Raw genomic sequence first — 18,641 nt, forward strand, 5'->3', positions numbered from 1 at the left:
CAGGTTTTCAGCTACCAGTAAAAGGACGTACCACCGCGTTGCGGTTTGGGTACGCCCTTCTTTATAACAGCTTATTTAACAATTCTTCTTTCCCAAAACAGCAGCCTGTTCAAAATGCGATGTGCCAGAACACCAGATTAACGTGTCTTTAAGCAGCACTGCTGCAAATAGGACGAGAAGATTGTTATATTTATGAACATGTGTTTGTTATCTCCATCCAGCTTGCTGAGCAAAATCCCTCCCTCCAACAAGGAAAATGCAAATGATGCTAGCGCATCAACATCCAGATCATCTCTAAACTCCCCAGCTTGAATGCCGTCACGAATGATACTTTTCATCATATCCAAGAAAGTATGCAAACCTTGTCTTGCCCGACCACAAAGCTCTGAATGCGTATCGTCACTTTCTACAGCTGTATTCTGCATAGGACATCCGCCGATAAATGGTGGATTGTTTACAACATCCTCATAGACACGAAAAAAAGCCATTAACTTTCCTGAAGCAGACTGCTCTTGATCGACCGCCTCAGAAAATTTCCTGTTGACCATGCCGGCAGCGTAATTGTAAGCTTCCAGCGCGATCTCGTCTTTACTGGCAAAATGTCGATAGATGCCCCCCTTCTTAATTCCTGTGTCGGCAATGATATCGTTTAGCGATGTGCCGGCATATCCTCTCTGATTAAAAATTTCAGCCGATTTCATAATGATAAATTCCCGTGTTCGATCCCCTTTTTTCATGAGCTCCTCCGTATGAACCTCTTTTATTTCAATAGATTTAAATAAATTATACAATTCTGGCCTTGTCATTTACTAGAATCCTGATAATATAAAAGATACCTTTCGGTCTCTTTAATTGTACAGCAAGCCATTCCAAAATGAAATAGCGCTGGGTTTGGAATAAATAAACGTTTTAGGAGGATTTTTCAATGAATGTAGAAGTAGGCATTAGATTGCTAGATAAGTAACCTCTCACAATATAAGAAGGAAAGAAGGAAATCTCATGGAGGATGCTCTCCACAATACGAAGACCGAGAAAAATGAAGTTCTCTTGCTTCCCCGTGAAGGCCTCATTATTACGTTGCTTTGCATGACTGTTGTGTTGGTCACGATGAATACGGCCATGTTTAATTTGGCATTAAGCGATTTAAGCCACGAATATAACCTGCCTTCATCTATCGTTTCGTTGACCGTCACCGGCTATTCGATCATGTTCGCCATCTCCTCGATCACCTACAGCCGGTTGTCTGATTTGGTTCCGCTTAACCGATTGTTCGGCATTAGTCTGGTTTTGACGGGAGGCGCCTCGGTTGGAGCGATGCTGAGTAACCATTTCTGGGTGCTGCTAACTGCCCGCATCGTGCAGGCTGCCGGGGCTGGGGCGGCACTCTCATTGTCCATAGTGCTCCTAGCCCGTTACATACCTCAGGTGCGCCGGGGGAAATCAATGACGTTCATCATGTCCTCCGTGTCACTGGGTTTTGGACTTGGCCCGGTGATTGGAGGCCTTGTGGTGCAATATCTCGGTTGGAAATATCTTTTTGCCATTACATCCTCGCTGCTGTGCATTGCCCCGCTGCTTATGTATTTTATTCCAAAAGAGTCGATGTCCAAACGGTCTTTCGATGTAATGGGAGCAGTGACACTGAGTGCAGGTACAGCAGGTCTGCTGCTATTTTTCACCAACTATCATCCCGTTGCCTTGGTGATCGGAATTTCAGGGATAATCGTCTTTACTCTGCATATCCGCCGAGCGAAACATCCATTTGTGCTGCCGTCATTATTAGCTAACAGAACCTATCTTACGCTTGCTTTAATCGGGGTCTTAGCCTATTTATGCAACTTTGCAACGCTTTTTTTGCTGCCGCAAATGCTATTGAAACATTTTGGTTTGAGTGCAAGTCATGCCGGATTTGTTATTTTTCCAGGTGCTATTTTGTCTACATTGCTATCAAGAAGGGTCGGGGCGATGATCGACGAGGGGGGAAGCAGCAGAATGCTGCGTACGACTCCTATGCTCGTATTATTAGCGGCCGTATTATTCGCAGGACTGGGCACCCACCTTTGGGTGGCCAATGTTTTTGTGTACATGCTGATGAATTTAGGCTTTGCTATCATTAGCAGCAGCGTTTCTAACGAAATTTCGTGCATACTCCCCTCTTCTCAGTTGGGTTCAGGAACGGGATTGTACCAACTGATGCAGTTTATCGGCGGCGCATTCAGCATTGCGGTGATGTCGAGTGCAATGGAATGGCAAAAGCATCTTCCGCCTAGCCAGACGTATGCCAACCTATTCTGGGGGCTTGCCGTGGTGGCGGCTATATCCAATTTGTGTGCCTTTCTGTACCTAAGACGAATAGCCCCAAAAGCCACATCGTCATCTTCATCTTAGCAAAGTTAATATGGTATACATTAATTGATCGCACATATCAAATATGGTTAACCATATAAAGCCGCAGCAACGCAGCTTTTAAGCGGTTAAACTTCGATCTTCAGCATGAGAATGTTCAAAGTTTATTTCATTAGGCAGTTGATTCAAGTCGAGTTGCTGTTCTAACATAGGGAGGATGCCACTTTGGTGTTAATGCCTGTAACTTCAATACCCTCAAAACGCACTACTTTTACAAGCCTATATCAGGAGGTAAATGCCCATGATCCCAACAAGTGAATGGCTGTCCCAGTGGGAGCAGCAGCGTGACAAATTGAAATGCCCTGTAGATTTGAATGATTATTTTATTTTACCTGAAATGGCAGGCAAGCAGCTGGCAGTTATAGATTTCGGTCCCACCTCCATTCCTACCGGCCAAATTCTTGTCCGCGACCCGCTATGTTATTTGGGAAGTATAGGGGAGCAGCCTTATTTCCAAACGGCGTCCGTTGGAACCTACTCAGCCGAAGCCTGTGTGGTGAAGCCGGACGAGGATGGTGACTGTGCCCGCTATGCCGCCGTTCGTCTGCGATTTTCCGATGTTCCTGCCGTCCGGTTCGAGGAAGCTCTGATTGGGCATGAAGATATTTTAGGGATGGGGGACGGAGAGTTTTTTGGCTTCAATGTAGATGCCGGTCTGGCATGTATTTGCGATAAGCAGGCACATCAAGCTTTTTGCAACTTTGCTAGTCGGTGGCATCAAGAACATCCTGATGGCAATCTTTACGATGATTATTTTGCAGCCCTGTTTGCCAAGAGTTATCGCGAAAATCCACAGTATCAACGCAATGGTGGCGATTGGCTAAACTGGAAAATTCCCGACACCGATTACCATATCCCCATGTTCCAATCCGGATTTGGCGATGGCGCTTATCCGGTTTATTGGGGATACGATCAAGCAGGTGAAATCTGCCAAATCGTCGTTCAGTTTATTGACATTCAATTGGCATATACGTAAGTCAGATCAAAGGAGAACGACCGTCATAGGCGTTCTCCTCCTCGTCACACTGAAACTTTTATTGCCTCTCTTGCTAACTGCTGGGCGTAGCCTTCATCGAGGCCACACCACCAAAAATCCTGGATGACGAGCTTCGATATATTCATCACTACAGTGAATACAGATGATTACCCCTGCTTGTTACATATGTACCACCCCTCCTTACTCCTCACATACACCGGTATGATTTTACAATGTGAGTAAAGCCAGTCTTTTGCTCGTTTACGATGACTATGAAAAGGTAGGAGCAGGGAGTTCATCAATTCTCAACCGAAGTAAACTATATGGTTTTTCCCGCAGGTCTCTCCCATAATGAAATCTCGCCTGCCGATGTAATTGATTCACAATGACATATAAGTATTGATCGGGGCCAATCGAAAAAGTATCCGGCCATAAAATTCTCGGATCATGTGCGATGGTTTCCATTGCGCCATTCGGCAATATTTTCCGGATGCTATTATTTTCATAGTCTCCTGCATAAACGGTTCCTTTTGAGCCGGTGATCATTCCGTCAGACGCACCTTTTTCCCCCCAATACTGCACATATTGAGATAAATTCATGTCCTGTATGCTTCTGTCTCTTAGGGCTTCTGTTGAGATCGAGAACAGTTGACGGCTGGTTAGCGGAGCATAAAATAAAACCTTACCATCCAGAGAAATCGCTAAACTATCGGAAGCCATTCTAAAAGGGGAAGTTGAGCCGTCCGGGTTTCGATTCATCAAAATTCTACCTTCTACTTTTGGTAAAAAATTAGAATCAGGTGAAGTTGATACTGCCCCATTTAACCGTCTAAACGCTTTCCCATTTTCTAAATCCACGACGATAATAGCCCCTGGCCCTCTGGAAGAAGAATCCGTTATATATGCATAGCCTGCTCTTCCTACCCGAAAATCCAAACGGACGTCATTCAGATAAGTTGTTGGCAAAACAACATCTTCAGTAAAGGTATATACTCTCCTTATTGTGTTCGTGCTTAAATCAACAGCAACTAATTTTGCTCCCCCTTGAATAGGTTCAGAAAAATTTGGTGCCCCTGTATCCAGTACCCAAAGTGTTCCTCTTCCGTCAGCAACGATACTTTGGACACTGACGAAAGACATCGTAATATTCGCAGTATTAACCACATTGGTTTCTAAATTGGGATAAGCCTGCAACTGCCCCTTTACAATTTCCGCCACAGTAAATTGGACATCGTCTCCCCATTTCGGAAAGCATACAAAAATACGACCGGTTTCCGAAACGCTGACACCAGTAGGCATAGCCCCGTAAAAAGCATGCACTAGCTCAAACTGCCCAAAATACTTTTCCATAGGTAACATAGGTTGCATGATATCCTCCTCATCAAATCTAAACGGATATCATCTATATATGATGAAAATTTGATGTAGTGCCTGGTTCTTGTTAAATTCATTTCATTTGCTTCTATTTTTTAACCAGCTGTCAAATTCATTTGCAACAAGGCGTTCACCTGTTAATCCTTCAGATTGCTCGGAAGCAAGATAAACGATAGGTTTTGCCATAATTTCCGGCTTCAGAATCTGAGAGTTTCCTTCAAGTTCCCTTTTCACTTCCTCGGGTATCATTCCGGTTACGGTGGCCCCGTCAGGAAGAAGCATATTTACCGTCACTCCAAATTCACGCAGGTCTTCAGCCATGATCAATGACAGGGACTCTGTCGCGGCACGAGAAGGGCCATATGGGACAAATCCTTTTCGTATCATCGTTTCATAATTCATCGATATATTGATGATTTTTCCTCTTCCCTGCTCGACCATCAGGGGAGCGAATCCCCGGGAGGTTAGGAAATAACCGGTCACATTTGTATCGATTAAATTTCGAAATCCTTCAGGAGTGACCTGATAGAAAGGCTGCGGTTCTGTAAGGAATTTTGGGTTTACAGTCCTCATGCCTATCCCTGCATTGTTCACGAGGACATCGATTTTCCCCCATTCCGCTTTTACCCAGTTCACTGCATCTTGCACCGATTCCTCTGTCCTGACATCCAATGGAAGTTCAAATACATTCGAATATCCCTCATCTTGAAGTTTTTTTACAGCTTCCGTCATTTTTGCTCCCGGACGGGAGGCCACTGCAACAGTTGCTCCTTCAACAAGAAGTGCTTCTACCATGGCATATCCTAAGCCGCTTGATCCACCTGTAACAACAGCATGTACGCCAGTTAATACTTTTGCCATTTTTTTCCACCTCATGTTGGGTTTAAATTTCTCCAAATGCAATCTTACTTTCATTATTTAAAAAACCTGGACTGGTTAATAATCAGGAAAATCCCTACCACTATAGCATTATTATATCCCTAATTCCTGTGAAAAATATAAAAGTTGACCCTGTTAGTGTTCATAATCACCTCAGGGTCAGCCTGACTTCATGACGATTTGGCTTGATGATTTGGGACTATAATGTGTTTCCATTAGGTTGGATCTGAAATATCAATTATACGAGTTCGACCCAATTAGATGATTGGATAATTCAACTTGTAACTCGGGTAGCAATAGTACGGTGGTCTAAGTCCAATTTTAGACATCGGCCAGGAATCCTCTATATAGACCATCTTTACTTTTTCATTTGAATGGTTTACTAGCAATAGCTTTACTTCTGGATTAAATTCATATCTCAAAGTGGTAACTCCCTTCCATTAAGAATGTGTGGATTCTCCCCCATCAACATGAAGAACTTGACCAGTAACAAAACGAGAATCATCAGAAGCAAGATAGACATAGGTTGGCGCAAGTTCAAATGGATGGGCAACTCGTTCCATTGGATTAAATGCCCCATATACAGCAACTTGGTCTGACGAGAAACTTGCTGAAATAAGTGGGGTCCAAATTCGGCCGGGGGCGACGGCATTGACTCGGATGCCTTGTTTCACGACATTTTTTGCCAAGGCACGTGTCCAGCCAACGATTGCGCCTTTTGTGGACGTATAATCAATCATTTGCTGCTCACCTACATACGTCACTACTGAAGAAGTGCCTATGATTGAGCTGCCTGGTTTTAAATGGGGAAGCGCTGCTCTAGTTGTGTAAAAATGAGAGTATATATTTACTTTGAAGGTGTCATCAAATTGCTCATCCGTAATGTCAAGCAGACTTAATTGTTGAAATTGAATGCCCACGTGGTTACAAAGAATATCTAGACGTCCAAACGTATTTACTGTTTGTTCTACAATGGAGATACACTGTTGTTTGTCTCGCAAGTCACCAGGCATTAGAATACAACGTTGTCCGAGTTGTTCAATCCTCGTTTTTGTTCTATTTGCATCCTCATGTTCATCTAAGTATGAAATAGCAACATCTGCTCCTTCTTTAGCAAACGCAATTGCAACTGCTGCACCAATACCACTGTCACCTCCTGTAATAAGTGCAACTTTTCCTGTTAACTTTCCGCTCCCTTTATAATTCGGATTTTCGATAATTGGAAGGGGTACCATTAATTTTTCCACGCCTGGATGGCGGAGCTGGCGCTGTTCAGGCAAACTTATCGGAATTTCTTCGTAACGTGTGATTTTCCCATAGTTAGGGTACATAGGATAAGGTTGAGTTATCATGTTCGCTTTAAACATTTGTTGCATTTGTTTTATTTGGTCTAATTGATGACTTTGGTCCTTTTGATCCATGGAAACCTCCTATAGAAATAATTTTCTTCTATAGGATGTATATGTTGTTTACTGCAAATAAAGCAAAAAAATTGTTTGCTTATCGACACAGAAGCCTATTTTTCCTCATAAGAGACAGCATTTTACGTTATTGAACTGACCTTTAGACAAGGATCTTTACTCATAATTTTAGCCCCTTCCAGCATTTAAAACGAAAAAAAGCCGCAACTATGCGGCTGCCTTCAATATTTATTGAGATCGCTACTCTGCCTTAGAAGGCAGCTTAAAAACATATTCTTCGACTTCCTCCGCACGTGCATTGGAAAACCCCTTGTCTTCACCACTAATCTTAAATCCGCATTTTTCCAATATCCGAATAGAAGCTGTATTATCTTTTGCTGCACGAGCAAATAAGGGACGAATGTTTACATAGTCAAGAAGTTGAGAAAGTGATCTAGTTGCAATACCTCTTCCCCAATACTCTCGTCCGATCCAGTAGCTGACTTCTGGTTCACCAAACTGTTCAAAACTCGAAACATGCCCCGCCACTTGATCGTTAAAAAGCACGGTCTTTTTTATAATCCGATCATCGTCTAATATCTTGTGCCAGTGAGACATAAAGGCGATCTTATCCGTTGGATCTTTGGCAGTAAAGGCAGCCATATGGTTGGCAGTCTTGTCCAATTGCTGCTCAAAAAATATCGGCAAGTCATCTTTATTCACGTCTCGCAATATCACTTCGTTATTCATATTTCCACCTCACTAAGTGATGTTTTCCGAACCGAACGAAAACGCCTTTTGAAAACGGCCTTTCATTGGGGAAATGAAAATATCAGTCCATAGACTCTGTCGAAATCGTCCCGCATCCGTTGAATAATGCGAAATGTTGAAAACAATGGTTCATTGCTGTTCGCAACTGCTTTGTTGGCTGTATGCCGTTTTCGTACCATACATTTTTAACAACGAGTGTTCCGGTTTTTCGCTCCGCGATGACTTCGGCTCGTCCGATTAGGCTTTCTCCATATAATAGAGGCAGCACATAATAACCGAATTTCCGTTTGATTGCAGGCGTGTAAATCTCCCAGGTGTAATCGAAGCCAAACAATTCGCTGATCAGCTTTCTGTCCCAAATCAAATTGTCCAGCGGGGCAATCAGCTCGCAGCGAAATTTCGGTTCAGGATTTTGCAGGACAGCTTCAATTAACGGCAAGTCCTCTGCGCGGCAGTACAGCGTATCCTTCAATTGCTCTACGGCAATAGCCACAATGCGAGCTTCGTCCAACAACTGGCGGAAAACCTCGTTACGCTGCTCCGCTTTCAATCCCCATATGTTCAGCCAAGCATCGGATGCCCGATTCCATAACAGGCCAACAGCACCGATCCGGCGCAGTACCCGCCACTTGTGATGATCAAGCTCTGCCTTCAGCGGCTCCGACGCATTCAGCAGATTTGGCGGTATGTATTTCTCGGCGATATCGTAATATTTACGTGTTCCTTTTTTATGATGGATAATCAACTCGCCTGTCGAGTACATCTGTTCCAGCACCGACCGGGAGGTATTGTTTCCGCCGCTCCAGTGGATGGCCGATTGCCACGAGAAATTCCCATCCAATTGTAGATCATCCGAGCTTAGCGCACCGTGATTGTGGATGTGAACCCGCACTTGCTCAGTCAACTCTTCCATTCCGGGGTAGCGCTTGGCATGTTGTCGGGCGGCCTGCCTGTACCGCTCAAAATACGGCCAGTCCTCGAGAGGTATAATAGCGAGATTCTTGTCAGGATAATCGATCAGGAATCTATCTTTATACAGCAGCTCGTCGAGCATGTTCTTGGTAAATCCTTTGATTCGCGACTGCAGCACCAATTCGGCATTTTTTCCGCAAACATCGATGGGATCGTATTGAATACAGCCGACCTGCCGCACAAAATCCAATACTCCCTCCTTTCCAGCAAATTGATATTCACCTAAGAGCCCGTGCTTCAATAACAGAAATTGTCTTGCCTGGCGGTTTGTCAATTCGATCATGAACGCATCGACTCCTTAACGAAACATTCGGGAGCCGCTTGCACAAGATGACGGATGGCGGAGTTACTTATCTCAATATAGTCATTATTTACTTCTTGCCATAATGGCGGAATCCATTCGGGAACTTCGTCTGCAATCCTCTTTCCTAATACCGAAAATGGCTCTTTTTCAACGATTCCAACCACGCCTATTCCCCCTATCTGTGGAAAACGCACAAACAAACACATGTTCCCATACATTTTACCATTATCTAGAGAATAAAAACAAGAAGGATTGAAAAATAACACTCGCCCGATCGGATCTTCCAAGGAAAAGGGGCACCCGATTTCGAGTGCCCCTTCAACCTCTATCACCAATCCTTCATCGTCTGTTGACGGCTGATGAATAGACGACCGGGAAATGATCGCCCATCAGAATGTCCCCTTTGTTAACCGTGACATATGACAGCATCGGATGGCTGCCGTCCGGGTCGTAACGGGTATGTCCCGGCATGTAGTGAACGGCGATTGCCCGCCGTTTGCGCTCCGAACGGTTGTGGGGGCTTCCGTGCCAAGTGAGGCAATGGTGGTAGCCAACCTGCCCTTTCTTGATTTCAAACGGTACCGCTTCCACTTTTGCTTCCTTCGGCAGCAGCTCCGGCTGACGATGGTAAGGCATGAAATCGGGCGTATTCGCCAAATAGGTTTGATGATTCCCCCACTTATGGCTGCCGGGCACCATCCACATGCAGCCGTTCTCGATGACCGCATCGTCGAGCGCGACCCAAGCGCTGACTAAATCCGCGGGCTGTATGATCGGCCAAAGCGGGTGGTCCTGGTGCCAGTGTGTCGGACCGCCGGAGACGGGCGGTTTATATTGGATTTGATCATGCCATATCCGCAGCGTATCGGTGACGCACAGTTGGGCGATCTCCTCACAAATGACCGGGTGAGCGGCGTGCTGAAAGAAAGCGTCGCTGGCCATCCAAATGTTGACGATTTGCACCACTTTCTCACTGACCGTCATTTTCATCCCCTCATGAAGGGAATCGCTGCTTTCAGCAAGCATGTTTCGGTTCAGTACCGGTTTATTCACCGACTTCCCTTCCATGACTAAATCAAGCTCTTCGCGCAGTCGCTCCACTTCCTCATCGTTTAAGACAATGCCGCCCTTCACAAAACCGTTTTTCTCGAATTCAGCCAATTGTTTTGCATTCAGCAACTTACCTCACGCTCCCGCCCGTTTTATAATGATGGATGTAAACGCCTTCTATAGATTTATCATAGATGGTATGCTCATTATTGTATTTTCCGAAATCCATCATCTTTTTGGGTATTTGCAAGTTTAAGCTTCAGACGGAGGAGATTGGTCATGTATACCGGAACATTAGACATGATTACGCCAACGGTCAATTTTTCTGCACGGGCAACGGCGGAGGCGGGAACGGATTGGGGGTATCGGAGGATCCCCGACAATCAGCTTTTCTATGTCGTGTCCGGCTGCGCAGAGCTCGAGATTGGAGGACAAAAAGTAGCCATTCGGCCGGGAGAATGCGTTTGTTACGGTCCTGAATGCCAAACGAAGCTGACGGCTATTCGAACGACTGATTATATCAGCGTACATTTCCATTGGCACGCCTCTTCTCCTATGCCCGTTCATCCCGGACTCCAAATCAAATATGGCGATCCAGGTTCGTTCAGCGCCCCGCAACTGTCCGTTTTTCATATACCGTCTTACGGAGAAGTCAAGGTTCCAACCCTGCTAACCATTGCCGGACTTGAACCGATTCTGACTAAAATGGTTAATGAATACGAATCCGAGCTCCCGGGATATACGCTGACACTGCGTTCTCTTATGATGCAGGCGATTACCCTGATCTGTCGACAGCTGCTCGGGAACGACCACGTACAGGGTTCGAGGAACAAGATCGAACCGGCCATTCAAGCGATGCAGGATGAGCCCGGCATAAACTGGTCGGTTGCCGCACTTGCGAGATTGTGCGGCTATCATCCGGTACATTTCACCAAGCTGTTCAAACATGAAATGGGGGTGACACCGAAGCATTTTATTATCAGAGAAAGGATCAAACGGGCGAAGCTCGCGCTTCTGCAGGGCGAGAAGCTGGAGTTGATCGCGGAAAGATTCGGTTTTAAGAGCCTTCACTATTTCAGTTATCAATTCAAGCAGGAGACAGGTCTCACGCCGACGGAATTCCGAATGAACGGCCGGACCGGCGGAGATGGATAGCGCCAATCATTGATTGGGTAGATTGCATAAAAGATAAATAACACGCCCTTGCAAAGCAAGCGCTGGCTTAACGAATCGATTGTCGGGTTGTTTGGTCGTAAAGGTCCGCAAGCGATTTGGCAATCCGCTCGATGACCGTCTTAGAACGGTAATACCCGCCGTGCGAATTAAGTGGGGTGCTGGCCAGAAAACCCGGGTTTCTGACCTCCACATCTTCTGTCACGGCCGCATCATACTCCGCGCTTAAACGTTTGAGCGGATAGGCGATCACATCATCTTTATCGTAGAAATTAACCCATTCGCCGTATGGGAGCCCTTCGGCCAAAAGAGCAGGCGAAGGAAACGATATCGGCTTGCCAAAGTCGTTATACCGCATCGTCCAGATCGCGATCGGGCTGCCCATTGTGTAAAAATGTGTTAGCGTATCACCACGAACGAGTGCCGAAGGATTTTCACTTATTGATGCAAGCTTGCCGCTTGGCAGCCTGCCGTTTTGCAGGTCGTAAATGAAGTTACTCGCGATGATCGTGCCAAGACTGTGGCTTATGATGCACAGCGGGGCGCTGGGTCCTGTGCACTGCGCGAGCTCCTGAAGCTTTTCATAAAATCGTTCGTGAATTGCGGTGTAGATGTAGTTTCTATCATCGTCACCTGCTTTATGGGGCAGCGGTTGATAGGCAATCGCGTCACCTAGAAAGCTGATCGCGTACCCCCGAGCATCGATCCACTTGTTCCAGTGCAGATGGTCAGGCGCAAGCTTTTCCTTGAGCTCATCTTCAAGCCGGTCCGTGATGTCCGCCCAATAAATCCCCTTGCTGACCAGCTCCACCGCTGGACATATTTCACTTAACCGCTTGCTAATGAGCCCTGCCATCGCCTCATGAAAATGTTCTTTTTGCTTTCCAATGCCGTGTACAAACCCTACCGCGATTTTCATCGAGTTCCCCACCACCTTCATCGCAGATCAACTTCCATATCATTCTAATTATAAGGGAAAGCATAGGCGCCGTTCCAACAAACAACAGGTGCTGCCTCTGAATTATGGCGTGTGCTCGAGGAGCATGGCCAGAAATGATGTAGTAGGTTTCTTCGTTCATTCAAGCTCCTTTTTAGTACTGTGCTTGGGACTTTGCCAATATACTCTAAAGATATGATATGACAATGGCTTCTTCTATTTTCAGGAAGGAAGATCAGCACATGCCGATAAGTCCGCCAATGCTGCAGAGGGGCGATACCGTTGGAGTCGTTACTTTGGGGAGTCCGCTCGCTGCAGACGTAATTAATGCACGGATCGAAATTTTGAGAGCAATGGGATTCAATGTTGTATTGGGTCAATATGTATATGCACAAAACGGGTTTCTTGCCGGCACAGACGAGCAGCGGGCTTCTGATTTGATGATGATGTTTCAAGACGAGCGGGTTAAAATGATTCTACCCACCAGAGGCGGTACAGGAGTGGCGGGAATTCTTCCTTACCTTGATTATACGGTGATCCGCAATAACCCCAAAATTGTGACAGGTTACAGCGATATAACAGTACTATTAAACGTAATGCATCAATATGTAGATTTAATAACATTCCATAGTCTGCTGCTCATTGACTTCAAACCCGATACGCCCGCTTATAATTTCGATCAGTTTTTCTCTGCGACATCCGTGTATTCATCAACCCGGACCATCTTCAATCCGCCTGGGATGCCGCTGATCAGCCGTGTTCCGGGCAACGTTACTGGGCAGCTTGTAGGCGGTAATCTGACATCCTTTGTCGATACATTGGGCACGCCTTTCGAAATCGATACAAGGGGTAAAATTCTTGTTCTTGAAGAAACTCATGAGCCTACCAATACCGTATACAGGTACTTGAATCATTTGAAGCTTGCCGGGAAATTCCGTGACTGCCTCGGCATTATTATGGGAGAGTGCTCAGGCTGCCAGGCAGCTTATGGCAAATCCTATGAGGATATAATCAACGAATTTGTTGTACCTCTCGGTAAGCCGCTGATAACGAACCTTGCCACAGGTCATGGCTTTTATAAAGCTGCTTTGCCGATTGGCGCAACCATCAATCTCGATTCAGTCAATAATAGAATAACTATAGTTGAACCTACCATCAGCGGCATCTGATCATTATGACCAACGATCAGCCTGTCTTTATTGTGCTTACGTTATCCGTTAGCGTAACAGTGAAAACTACTGATCTGCATGAAGTTATTAGTACATACATTACTGTATTATATGCTGTTTCCGGAAATAATTTGATTTACAGTTCGTAACGCAGAAGAGATCGCACCTTCAATCCAACCGGGAAAAAGACTTGTATTATCGCCAGCCAAATAAATTCTACCTTCTTCGGCCGTCAGTGTTGGGAGCATTCGAATCATCTGTTTCGGCTTATACCAAGCATACGCACCTCGAGAGTAAGGATGATGATCCCAAGAAAAAACCGTCCCACCTTCATAATTATAAGACAATTCAGGGAGCACCTGTTTGATTTCTGATACAGCTGAGTTAAAATTACCAGCTTTAGACAATTCTCGCGCTGATTCACCGGAGGAGTACGAACAAATTAACCCCCTCCTTGATGTCGTTTGCGAGAATGTAGCATCAAGCAACCATCCAATTTTCAGATCCGTATTTACTGTAGTAAAGGAACTTAGGTTGTTCCAGAATCTAGTTCTGCTTTGTATGACGGTACGCGTAACGGAAGTTGAAAGTTGATTTTGAATGGCATCATTTTTTTCTTTGCTAAGGGAAGGAGAAAAATGAATTGTACGCAAGACTGTAGAGGGAATGGCTACAATGACCCGATCACAGCTGATCGTGAAAACTTCGCCGGAATGATTAAATCGGATAGTTACTTCTTTATTACTATGTTCAATATGCGTCACAGCACATCCATAACTGATATTTGAGCCAATGGTAAGGGCAAGCTTTTTCGGTAGTTGATCCATTCCACCTACTATCGTTTTTGAGCTTCTTTCGGAACCGGCCATTTTTAAATCAAGCAGCCGCTGTAATGCAGATACTTTGCGAATACCATCTCCTAACATCTGCATATATCCGATTTCAAACAGCTTAATCGCACCCGAAGATGCTCCTTGACCTCTAAGATATTCTTCCATTGTCATTGAATCGAGCTGTATCGCTTGTTTTGTGGGCCAGCCCGGCAAAAAAGGATTACCCGTCGCATTAAGCCCCGGCGTGAGATACTTTCCCAACATTCCCGCATATCCTAAAATTCTTTCCTCGGCTGTAAGTGAAACAGGCCATAATGCAGGTTCAGCCGGAGAATCTATGATTAATCTCCCGCCGATATATGACAAACTCCTATTGGGGACTGGTAAATTTATCAATTGAACCCCGGCTTGCTGGGCATAACTCAATGTGAGAAAATGATGCTCTCCAATGAATGCAGCCCCGAGCTCACAAAACAATCCGTCGGCAAAATGATCCCGCATCGTGTATATGCGGCCACCCGGTTGGCTATTGGCCTCTAATAAACGCACGTTATATCCTTGTTTCATAAGCTCCAAAGTACATACCAAACCCGCCATCCCTGCCCCAATAACTACAATCCGCTCTGGAAAACGACCTGTTACCATACAATCCGATTCCTCCAAATATTACTTTATAGACATTATGTGTGTTTGTAATCCAATTGGTTCCTAGGCACTTCTTTTTATTCTATGCTGCCCGGTATTTTCAATAAAAAAGGAACAGTGCCGGCTCATGGCATTCTGCTCCCTTATTTTGAACTATGATTTCCCGAGCGCAGTCGATGGGACAATTCATTTCCAGGTGCGCCGGAGTAGGCTGTCCGTAAGTGTCTGTACGTTACTGTCGTCAACGTTTATTGGTCACCATGAATGGCATGGTAGCCGCGCCGCTGCAATTCTTTGCAGACCGAAGTTTTGCCGGTGCCGGAAACCCCTTCAATCAGATAATTCCTAATGCCCATGGCTAGACCCTCCGAATCTCCTTTTACTTCTTATTCGTTCGGAATTAATTCATACAAGTCACGAACATCACAGCCAATGGAATCTGCGATCGATATGGCCATTTTGAGTGGCATCACTCTTTTGTTTTCAATAAAGTCATAAACCCGTTCCGGTTTAAAAAGCAAGTCTTTTGCCAGCCATTCTGCTGACTTACCGGATTCCACCAATCGTTCATTCAGCAAGCAACGTCCAAGTTCAAATTTCAATTAGCGATGACCTCCCGCGTAAGAAAATAGTTATTTAACCTTAAGCGTTGTCCATTGCCAGCAGGAGTATACTTTATAATGGAGGTCATAACGATAAGATTCCACATGCGTCTGCCCAGTTGGTTGGGCGAGTTCCATCGCCGGGCTATCGTCCGTTAGTTTAATCTGCAAAGCAGTGCTATTTTATTCAAAAAACCATTTTATTTCTGTTGAGCCGATACCTTTTTCAGCTATCACGGGTGCTTTTTGAGCATCACCTAACTTTTCAATGCGCAATTGATATGGTTTTAGCATCTCTACCCAATTGTTGGGAGGCGACAAATTTGAAGCAGCATGGCTGAGATAATCAGTAACAATCTGTTTTAATTGTTCATTGCTTATTTGACCCGGATCATATTCAATTCCAACTTTGTATAGTTTCACTTTGGAGTCGGCAGCGAACCCCGTTAAAAGTATGCCAGGTTGTTTATCAATTTGTTTCATACTTTCGGACAAACTTTGTCTCACTTCAGGAAAAGTATCCTTATTTCTTTCCCATTGGCAGCCCGCAATAATGGTAACGGACGCAATCAGAACCAATATTATTAAAAGATGTAAAGTACGCAGCAAATTTAACCTCACCTCTGTGCTTATGGATGATATTTTTACCACACCTGTTTTCAAATTTCTCTCCATCTGGCTGACTATAAATAATCTGTACCCAACTTACGTAACCTTCCGGAATTAATATCACAGTTGGTGTTCTTATACTGTAAGCATTTGCGGTCATGGCAATTGTCAGCAATGCTCCAAGCAGGGACACCGTTTTCTAGATAACTCGTGCCTCCATTTCTCAAACCCCTCTTTATTTTTCCAACCCAAGGACAGCTCTATAAGCCCTATCAACGTTATAAGCGCCAACCTTGTGTTTGTAATTCATATCAATTAAGGCTAACCAATTCTTCCTTTTCACTCCGAGACGAGTTCCCGGATTCCCCGGATGATCTGCTCCCGTGCCTTAAGCTTGTCCTTGAGCCGGCCAATTTCGGCCTCTGCATCTTCTGACCTGCCTGTTCCTTTGAACTCAAATCCGGTAATAATCCAATCGGTGGACACCTTGTACAGATCGGCCAGCCTGGACAGCGATACCAGATCCGGTTCGGTCTTTGCGGTTTCATACGCGCTCAAGGTTTTATTGTTGATCTGCGTCAAACGAAATACTTCCATTTGCGTTAGTTTACGGTTAATACGGGCGTTGCGCAAACGTACGGCGATATCCTCCAATTGTGTCTTTGCCATGCATCAGCCACTCCTCCATAGAAATTCTATAGACTGTATCGTCTAAAGATAGAACGCACGAAAATCCAAAAAGTCCCATGGCAGGCTGCCCTTTAATGAAATTAGTAAGAATCTTTGGCTCTAAAAATAACGAAATGGATGCTTAGCCCAAAAGCTAGCGTGTACCACAAGCCGGTAATTCAGAATGAGATCTTCTTATGTCTGATTTTCTCCTGCTATGAAGTGAAGCAGCGTCTCGACCCTGATTTTTTTGCTCGACTTACCCTACTTTAACCAATAATCGGCAGCCGTTTATTCGATAATAAATCCTCAATAAGCATCTTATGTTCGGTGAATATATGCTCTGGTAACTCTTTAAGAGAATAAAATTTATTTTGAATCGACTCCTCGTTACTTTCAACTAACTCACCACTATACTGATCACAAACAAATGATATTAGGACTAGTGATACTTGGTCGCCATTAGAAAACGTCTTGTCATACTGAGGGCCAGAGTAGATCCCGAATAACTTAAGTTCTTTTAATATAAGCCCCGTCTCTTCATAAATTTCTCTTCTTGCTGTATCTTGAATGCTCTCTCCTAAATCCATAAACCCGCCTGGAAAACCCCATTGACCATTATCAGAACGTTTCTGCATCAGGACTCGGTTTTCTTTGTCAAAAACAAATGCACCCGCAACAACCATAATGACCTTCTCGTTCCCTACCATTGACCTTAAATGTTGTATGTAATCCATCTACACCCTCCACTTTACTAGTCAAATCATAGCAATAGTTTATGTTTAATGGATTAGGCGTGGAATGGATTTTTGTAACTTGTGCATGGATATTTATAGTTCTTGTCGTCTTACATTACTTTATTCTAATAACTACTTTTCCCTTAGCCCTTCCGCTTTCCAGGTAATGAAATGCTTGCTCGGCATCTTTCAAAAGATACATCTTATCAATAATCGGCTTAATGAGTCCGCCTTCAATATACCCCTTTATAACGTTTAATTGTTCTCCACTCGGTTTCATAAAAAGGAAGTGATACGTCGTTTGGCTCTTTTTCTCTTGGGCTTTGATCTTACGGCTCGCGATAGACAAAATGGTTGTTTTCACCCAACCCAGTTTCGCCTCTCTTCCAAATCTGGTGTTCGGCATGCCGGAAATGGATACAATTTGTCCGCCTGGTTTCAGTATGCGGAATGATTTGTCCAGAGCTTCTCCACCTAATGTATCAAAAACAGCGCCATATCCGTTAAGGATTTCTTCAAAATTCTCTTTTTTATAATTAATAATTAGATCAGCCCCCAACGATTTGACCAAATCATAGCCTTTTTCACTTGCAGTTGTAGCAACAAATGCGCCCATCAGCTTGGCCAGTTGGATGGCGAAGGTTCCTACGCCTCCCGAACCAGCGTGAATCAAGATTTTTTGGCCTTTTTGAAGATTTAAAATATCAACAAATGCTTGGTAAGTCGTAAGTCCAATCAGTGGTATCGATGCCGCCTCTTCAAAGGTGAGATTCTCCGGCTTCAGACAAATATCTTCCTCATGAACAGCAATAAACTCAGCTAATGTTCCGATCCGGTTCTTACGTGGTCTTCCGTAAACTTCATCTCCAGGTTTAAATGTATTGACCCGGCTGCCAACCTTGACTACAACTCCTGAGAAATCATTCCCCAAAATTAGAGGAAACTTGTAATTCAATAATAATTTCATTTTCCCTTCCTTAATTTTATAGTCAATAGGATTTAAGCTGGCTGCATGAATTTCCACCAGTACATCATGTTCTCCGATTTTCGGCATAGGTTGTTCAGTCATGACTAATGGAACATTTTTTCCGTACTTGTTAATGGTCATAGCTTTCATTTCAAATCACTCCTAATA

Annotated in this window: 20 protein-coding genes; 4 read left to right on the plus strand and 16 right to left on the minus strand. The window is 44.5% G+C overall.

Annotation, left to right across the window (positions count from 1 at the left end; genetic code table 11):
• Nucleotides 1–137: 137 nt before the first annotated feature.
• Nucleotides 138–737: a TetR/AcrR family transcriptional regulator gene (locus tag GCU45_RS01335; RefSeq protein WP_152402689.1), complete on the minus strand. Its 600-nt coding sequence runs from the start codon at nt 735–737 to the stop codon at nt 138–140.
• Between the two features lie 262 nt (nt 738–999).
• On the opposite strand from GCU45_RS01335, the gene GCU45_RS01340 reads away from it, so the two are divergent.
• Together GCU45_RS01340 and GCU45_RS01345 are read left to right on the plus strand one after the other, a co-directional pair.
• On the plus strand, nt 1,000–2,388 hold the full coding sequence (locus tag GCU45_RS01340; RefSeq protein ID WP_152397767.1) for an MFS transporter: 1,389 nt from the start codon (nt 1,000–1,002) through the stop codon (nt 2,386–2,388).
• Nucleotides 2,389–2,647: 259 nt separating this feature from the next.
• Complete coding sequence (locus tag GCU45_RS01345) at nt 2,648–3,382, plus strand: DUF4241 domain-containing protein (RefSeq protein ID WP_244364378.1); 735 nt, start codon at nt 2,648–2,650, stop codon at nt 3,380–3,382.
• A gap of 270 nt (nt 3,383–3,652) precedes the next feature.
• Here the strand turns inward: GCU45_RS01345 and GCU45_RS01350 are convergent, their stop codons facing one another.
• The 7 genes from GCU45_RS01350 to GCU45_RS01380 all read right to left on the minus strand — a co-directional run bounded on the left by GCU45_RS01350 (nt 3,653) and on the right by GCU45_RS01380 (nt 10,261).
• Nucleotides 3,653–4,750: an L-dopachrome tautomerase-related protein gene (locus GCU45_RS01350; protein WP_152397769.1), complete on the minus strand. Its 1,098-nt coding sequence runs from the start codon at nt 4,748–4,750 to the stop codon at nt 3,653–3,655.
• Between the two features lie 84 nt (nt 4,751–4,834).
• Nucleotides 4,835–5,617, minus strand: a complete 783-nt coding sequence (locus tag GCU45_RS01355) for an SDR family NAD(P)-dependent oxidoreductase (protein WP_152397770.1) — start codon at nt 5,615–5,617, stop codon at nt 4,835–4,837.
• Between the two features lie 458 nt (nt 5,618–6,075).
• Nucleotides 6,076–7,056 (minus strand): SDR family oxidoreductase, encoded by a 981-nt coding sequence (locus GCU45_RS01360; protein ID WP_152397771.1) that lies wholly within the window; start codon nt 7,054–7,056, stop codon nt 6,076–6,078.
• 240 nt (nt 7,057–7,296) lie between these two features.
• Complete coding sequence (locus tag GCU45_RS01365; RefSeq protein ID WP_152397772.1) at nt 7,297–7,785, minus strand: GNAT family N-acetyltransferase; 489 nt, start codon at nt 7,783–7,785, stop codon at nt 7,297–7,299.
• A gap of 82 nt (nt 7,786–7,867) precedes the next feature.
• Nucleotides 7,868–9,061, minus strand: coding sequence for a winged helix-turn-helix domain-containing protein (locus GCU45_RS01370; RefSeq protein WP_152397773.1), 1,194 nt, complete (start codon nt 9,059–9,061; stop codon nt 7,868–7,870).
• On the minus strand, nt 9,058–9,369 hold the full coding sequence (locus GCU45_RS01375; RefSeq protein ID WP_152397774.1) for a hypothetical protein: 312 nt from the start codon (nt 9,367–9,369) through the stop codon (nt 9,058–9,060). Before GCU45_RS01375 ends, GCU45_RS01370 begins: the two co-directional genes overlap by 4 nt.
• A gap of 52 nt (nt 9,370–9,421) precedes the next feature.
• On the minus strand, nt 9,422–10,261 hold the full coding sequence (locus GCU45_RS01380) for a phytanoyl-CoA dioxygenase family protein (protein ID WP_152397775.1): 840 nt from the start codon (nt 10,259–10,261) through the stop codon (nt 9,422–9,424).
• A 150-nt stretch (nt 10,262–10,411) separates the two neighbouring features.
• On the opposite strand from GCU45_RS01380, the gene GCU45_RS01385 reads away from it, so the two are divergent.
• Complete coding sequence (locus GCU45_RS01385) at nt 10,412–11,287, plus strand: AraC family transcriptional regulator (protein WP_152397776.1); 876 nt, start codon at nt 10,412–10,414, stop codon at nt 11,285–11,287.
• Nucleotides 11,288–11,354: 67 nt separating this feature from the next.
• On the opposite strand, the gene GCU45_RS01390 is transcribed toward GCU45_RS01385, so the two are convergent.
• The gene (locus tag GCU45_RS01390) at nt 11,355–12,224 is read right to left on the minus strand and encodes a chemotaxis protein (protein ID WP_152397777.1); all 870 of its coding nucleotides are present in this window, start codon (nt 12,222–12,224) and stop codon (nt 11,355–11,357) included.
• Between the two features lie 260 nt (nt 12,225–12,484).
• Between GCU45_RS01390 and GCU45_RS01395 the strand changes: the two genes are divergently transcribed.
• Complete coding sequence (locus GCU45_RS01395; protein ID WP_152397778.1) at nt 12,485–13,411, plus strand: S66 peptidase family protein; 927 nt, start codon at nt 12,485–12,487, stop codon at nt 13,409–13,411.
• Nucleotides 13,412–13,518: 107 nt separating this feature from the next.
• Here GCU45_RS01395 and GCU45_RS01400 read toward each other — a convergent pair whose 3' ends face one another.
• The 7 genes from GCU45_RS01400 to GCU45_RS01430 form a co-directional block, all read right to left on the minus strand.
• Nucleotides 13,519–14,889, minus strand: a complete 1,371-nt coding sequence (locus GCU45_RS01400) for a flavin monoamine oxidase family protein (RefSeq protein ID WP_152397779.1) — start codon at nt 14,887–14,889, stop codon at nt 13,519–13,521.
• A gap of 248 nt (nt 14,890–15,137) precedes the next feature.
• A complete protein-coding gene (locus tag GCU45_RS34115; RefSeq protein WP_244364379.1) occupies nt 15,138–15,245 on the minus strand; it encodes an AAA family ATPase in 108 nt (35 codons plus the stop codon).
• A 30-nt stretch (nt 15,246–15,275) separates the two neighbouring features.
• Nucleotides 15,276–15,491, minus strand: a complete 216-nt coding sequence (locus tag GCU45_RS01410) for a transcriptional regulator (protein ID WP_105442751.1) — start codon at nt 15,489–15,491, stop codon at nt 15,276–15,278.
• A 183-nt stretch (nt 15,492–15,674) separates the two neighbouring features.
• Nucleotides 15,675–16,154, minus strand: a complete 480-nt coding sequence (locus tag GCU45_RS01415; protein ID WP_152397780.1) for a hypothetical protein — start codon at nt 16,152–16,154, stop codon at nt 15,675–15,677.
• 285 nt (nt 16,155–16,439) lie between these two features.
• On the minus strand, nt 16,440–16,769 hold the full coding sequence (locus GCU45_RS01420) for a helix-turn-helix domain-containing protein (RefSeq protein WP_105442747.1): 330 nt from the start codon (nt 16,767–16,769) through the stop codon (nt 16,440–16,442).
• Nucleotides 16,770–17,038: 269 nt separating this feature from the next.
• On the minus strand, nt 17,039–17,506 hold the full coding sequence (locus GCU45_RS01425) for an NUDIX hydrolase (protein WP_152397781.1): 468 nt from the start codon (nt 17,504–17,506) through the stop codon (nt 17,039–17,041).
• Between the two features lie 115 nt (nt 17,507–17,621).
• Nucleotides 17,622–18,623 carry an NADP-dependent oxidoreductase gene (locus GCU45_RS01430; RefSeq protein WP_152397782.1) on the minus strand — a complete coding sequence of 334 codons (1,002 nt, stop codon included), beginning with the start codon at nt 18,621–18,623 and terminating at the stop codon, nt 17,622–17,624.
• Nucleotides 18,624–18,641 lie beyond the last annotated feature (18 nt).

This window comes from Paenibacillus cellulositrophicus, from assembly GCF_009363095.1.
Taxonomy (GTDB): Bacteria; Bacillota; Bacilli; order Paenibacillales; family Paenibacillaceae; genus Paenibacillus_AQ; species Paenibacillus_AQ favisporus.

Coding starts and splice junctions, on each gene's coding strand:
- GCU45_RS01350 (WP_152397769.1), bottom strand. CDS start 4,750: ATGCAACCTATGTTACCTATGGAAAAGTATTTTGGGCAGTTTGAGCTA.
- GCU45_RS01425 (WP_152397781.1), bottom strand. CDS start 17,506: ATGGATTACATACAACATTTAAGGTCAATGGTAGGGAACGAGAAGGTC.
- GCU45_RS01345 (WP_244364378.1), top strand. CDS start 2,648: ATGATCCCAACAAGTGAATGGCTGTCCCAGTGGGAGCAGCAGCGTGAC.
- GCU45_RS01390 (WP_152397777.1), bottom strand. CDS start 12,224: ATGAAAATCGCGGTAGGGTTTGTACACGGCATTGGAAAGCAAAAAGAA.
- GCU45_RS01370 (WP_152397773.1), bottom strand. CDS start 9,061: ATGATCGAATTGACAAACCGCCAGGCAAGACAATTTCTGTTATTGAAG.
- GCU45_RS01420 (WP_105442747.1), bottom strand. CDS start 16,769: ATGGCAAAGACACAATTGGAGGATATCGCCGTACGTTTGCGCAACGCC.
- GCU45_RS01385 (WP_152397776.1), top strand. CDS start 10,412: ATGTATACCGGAACATTAGACATGATTACGCCAACGGTCAATTTTTCT.
- GCU45_RS01335 (WP_152402689.1), bottom strand. CDS start 737: ATGAAAAAAGGGGATCGAACACGGGAATTTATCATTATGAAATCGGCT.
- GCU45_RS01355 (WP_152397770.1), bottom strand. CDS start 5,617: ATGGCAAAAGTATTAACTGGCGTACATGCTGTTGTTACAGGTGGATCA.
- GCU45_RS01395 (WP_152397778.1), top strand. CDS start 12,485: ATGCCGATAAGTCCGCCAATGCTGCAGAGGGGCGATACCGTTGGAGTC.
- GCU45_RS01365 (WP_152397772.1), bottom strand. CDS start 7,785: ATGAATAACGAAGTGATATTGCGAGACGTGAATAAAGATGACTTGCCG.
- GCU45_RS01400 (WP_152397779.1), bottom strand. CDS start 14,889: ATGGTAACAGGTCGTTTTCCAGAGCGGATTGTAGTTATTGGGGCAGGG.
- GCU45_RS34115 (WP_244364379.1), bottom strand. CDS start 15,245: ATGGGCATTAGGAATTATCTGATTGAAGGGGTTTCCGGCACCGGCAAA.
- GCU45_RS01430 (WP_152397782.1), bottom strand. CDS start 18,623: ATGAAAGCTATGACCATTAACAAGTACGGAAAAAATGTTCCATTAGTC.
- GCU45_RS01360 (WP_152397771.1), bottom strand. CDS start 7,056: ATGGATCAAAAGGACCAAAGTCATCAATTAGACCAAATAAAACAAATG.
- GCU45_RS01340 (WP_152397767.1), top strand. CDS start 1,000: ATGGAGGATGCTCTCCACAATACGAAGACCGAGAAAAATGAAGTTCTC.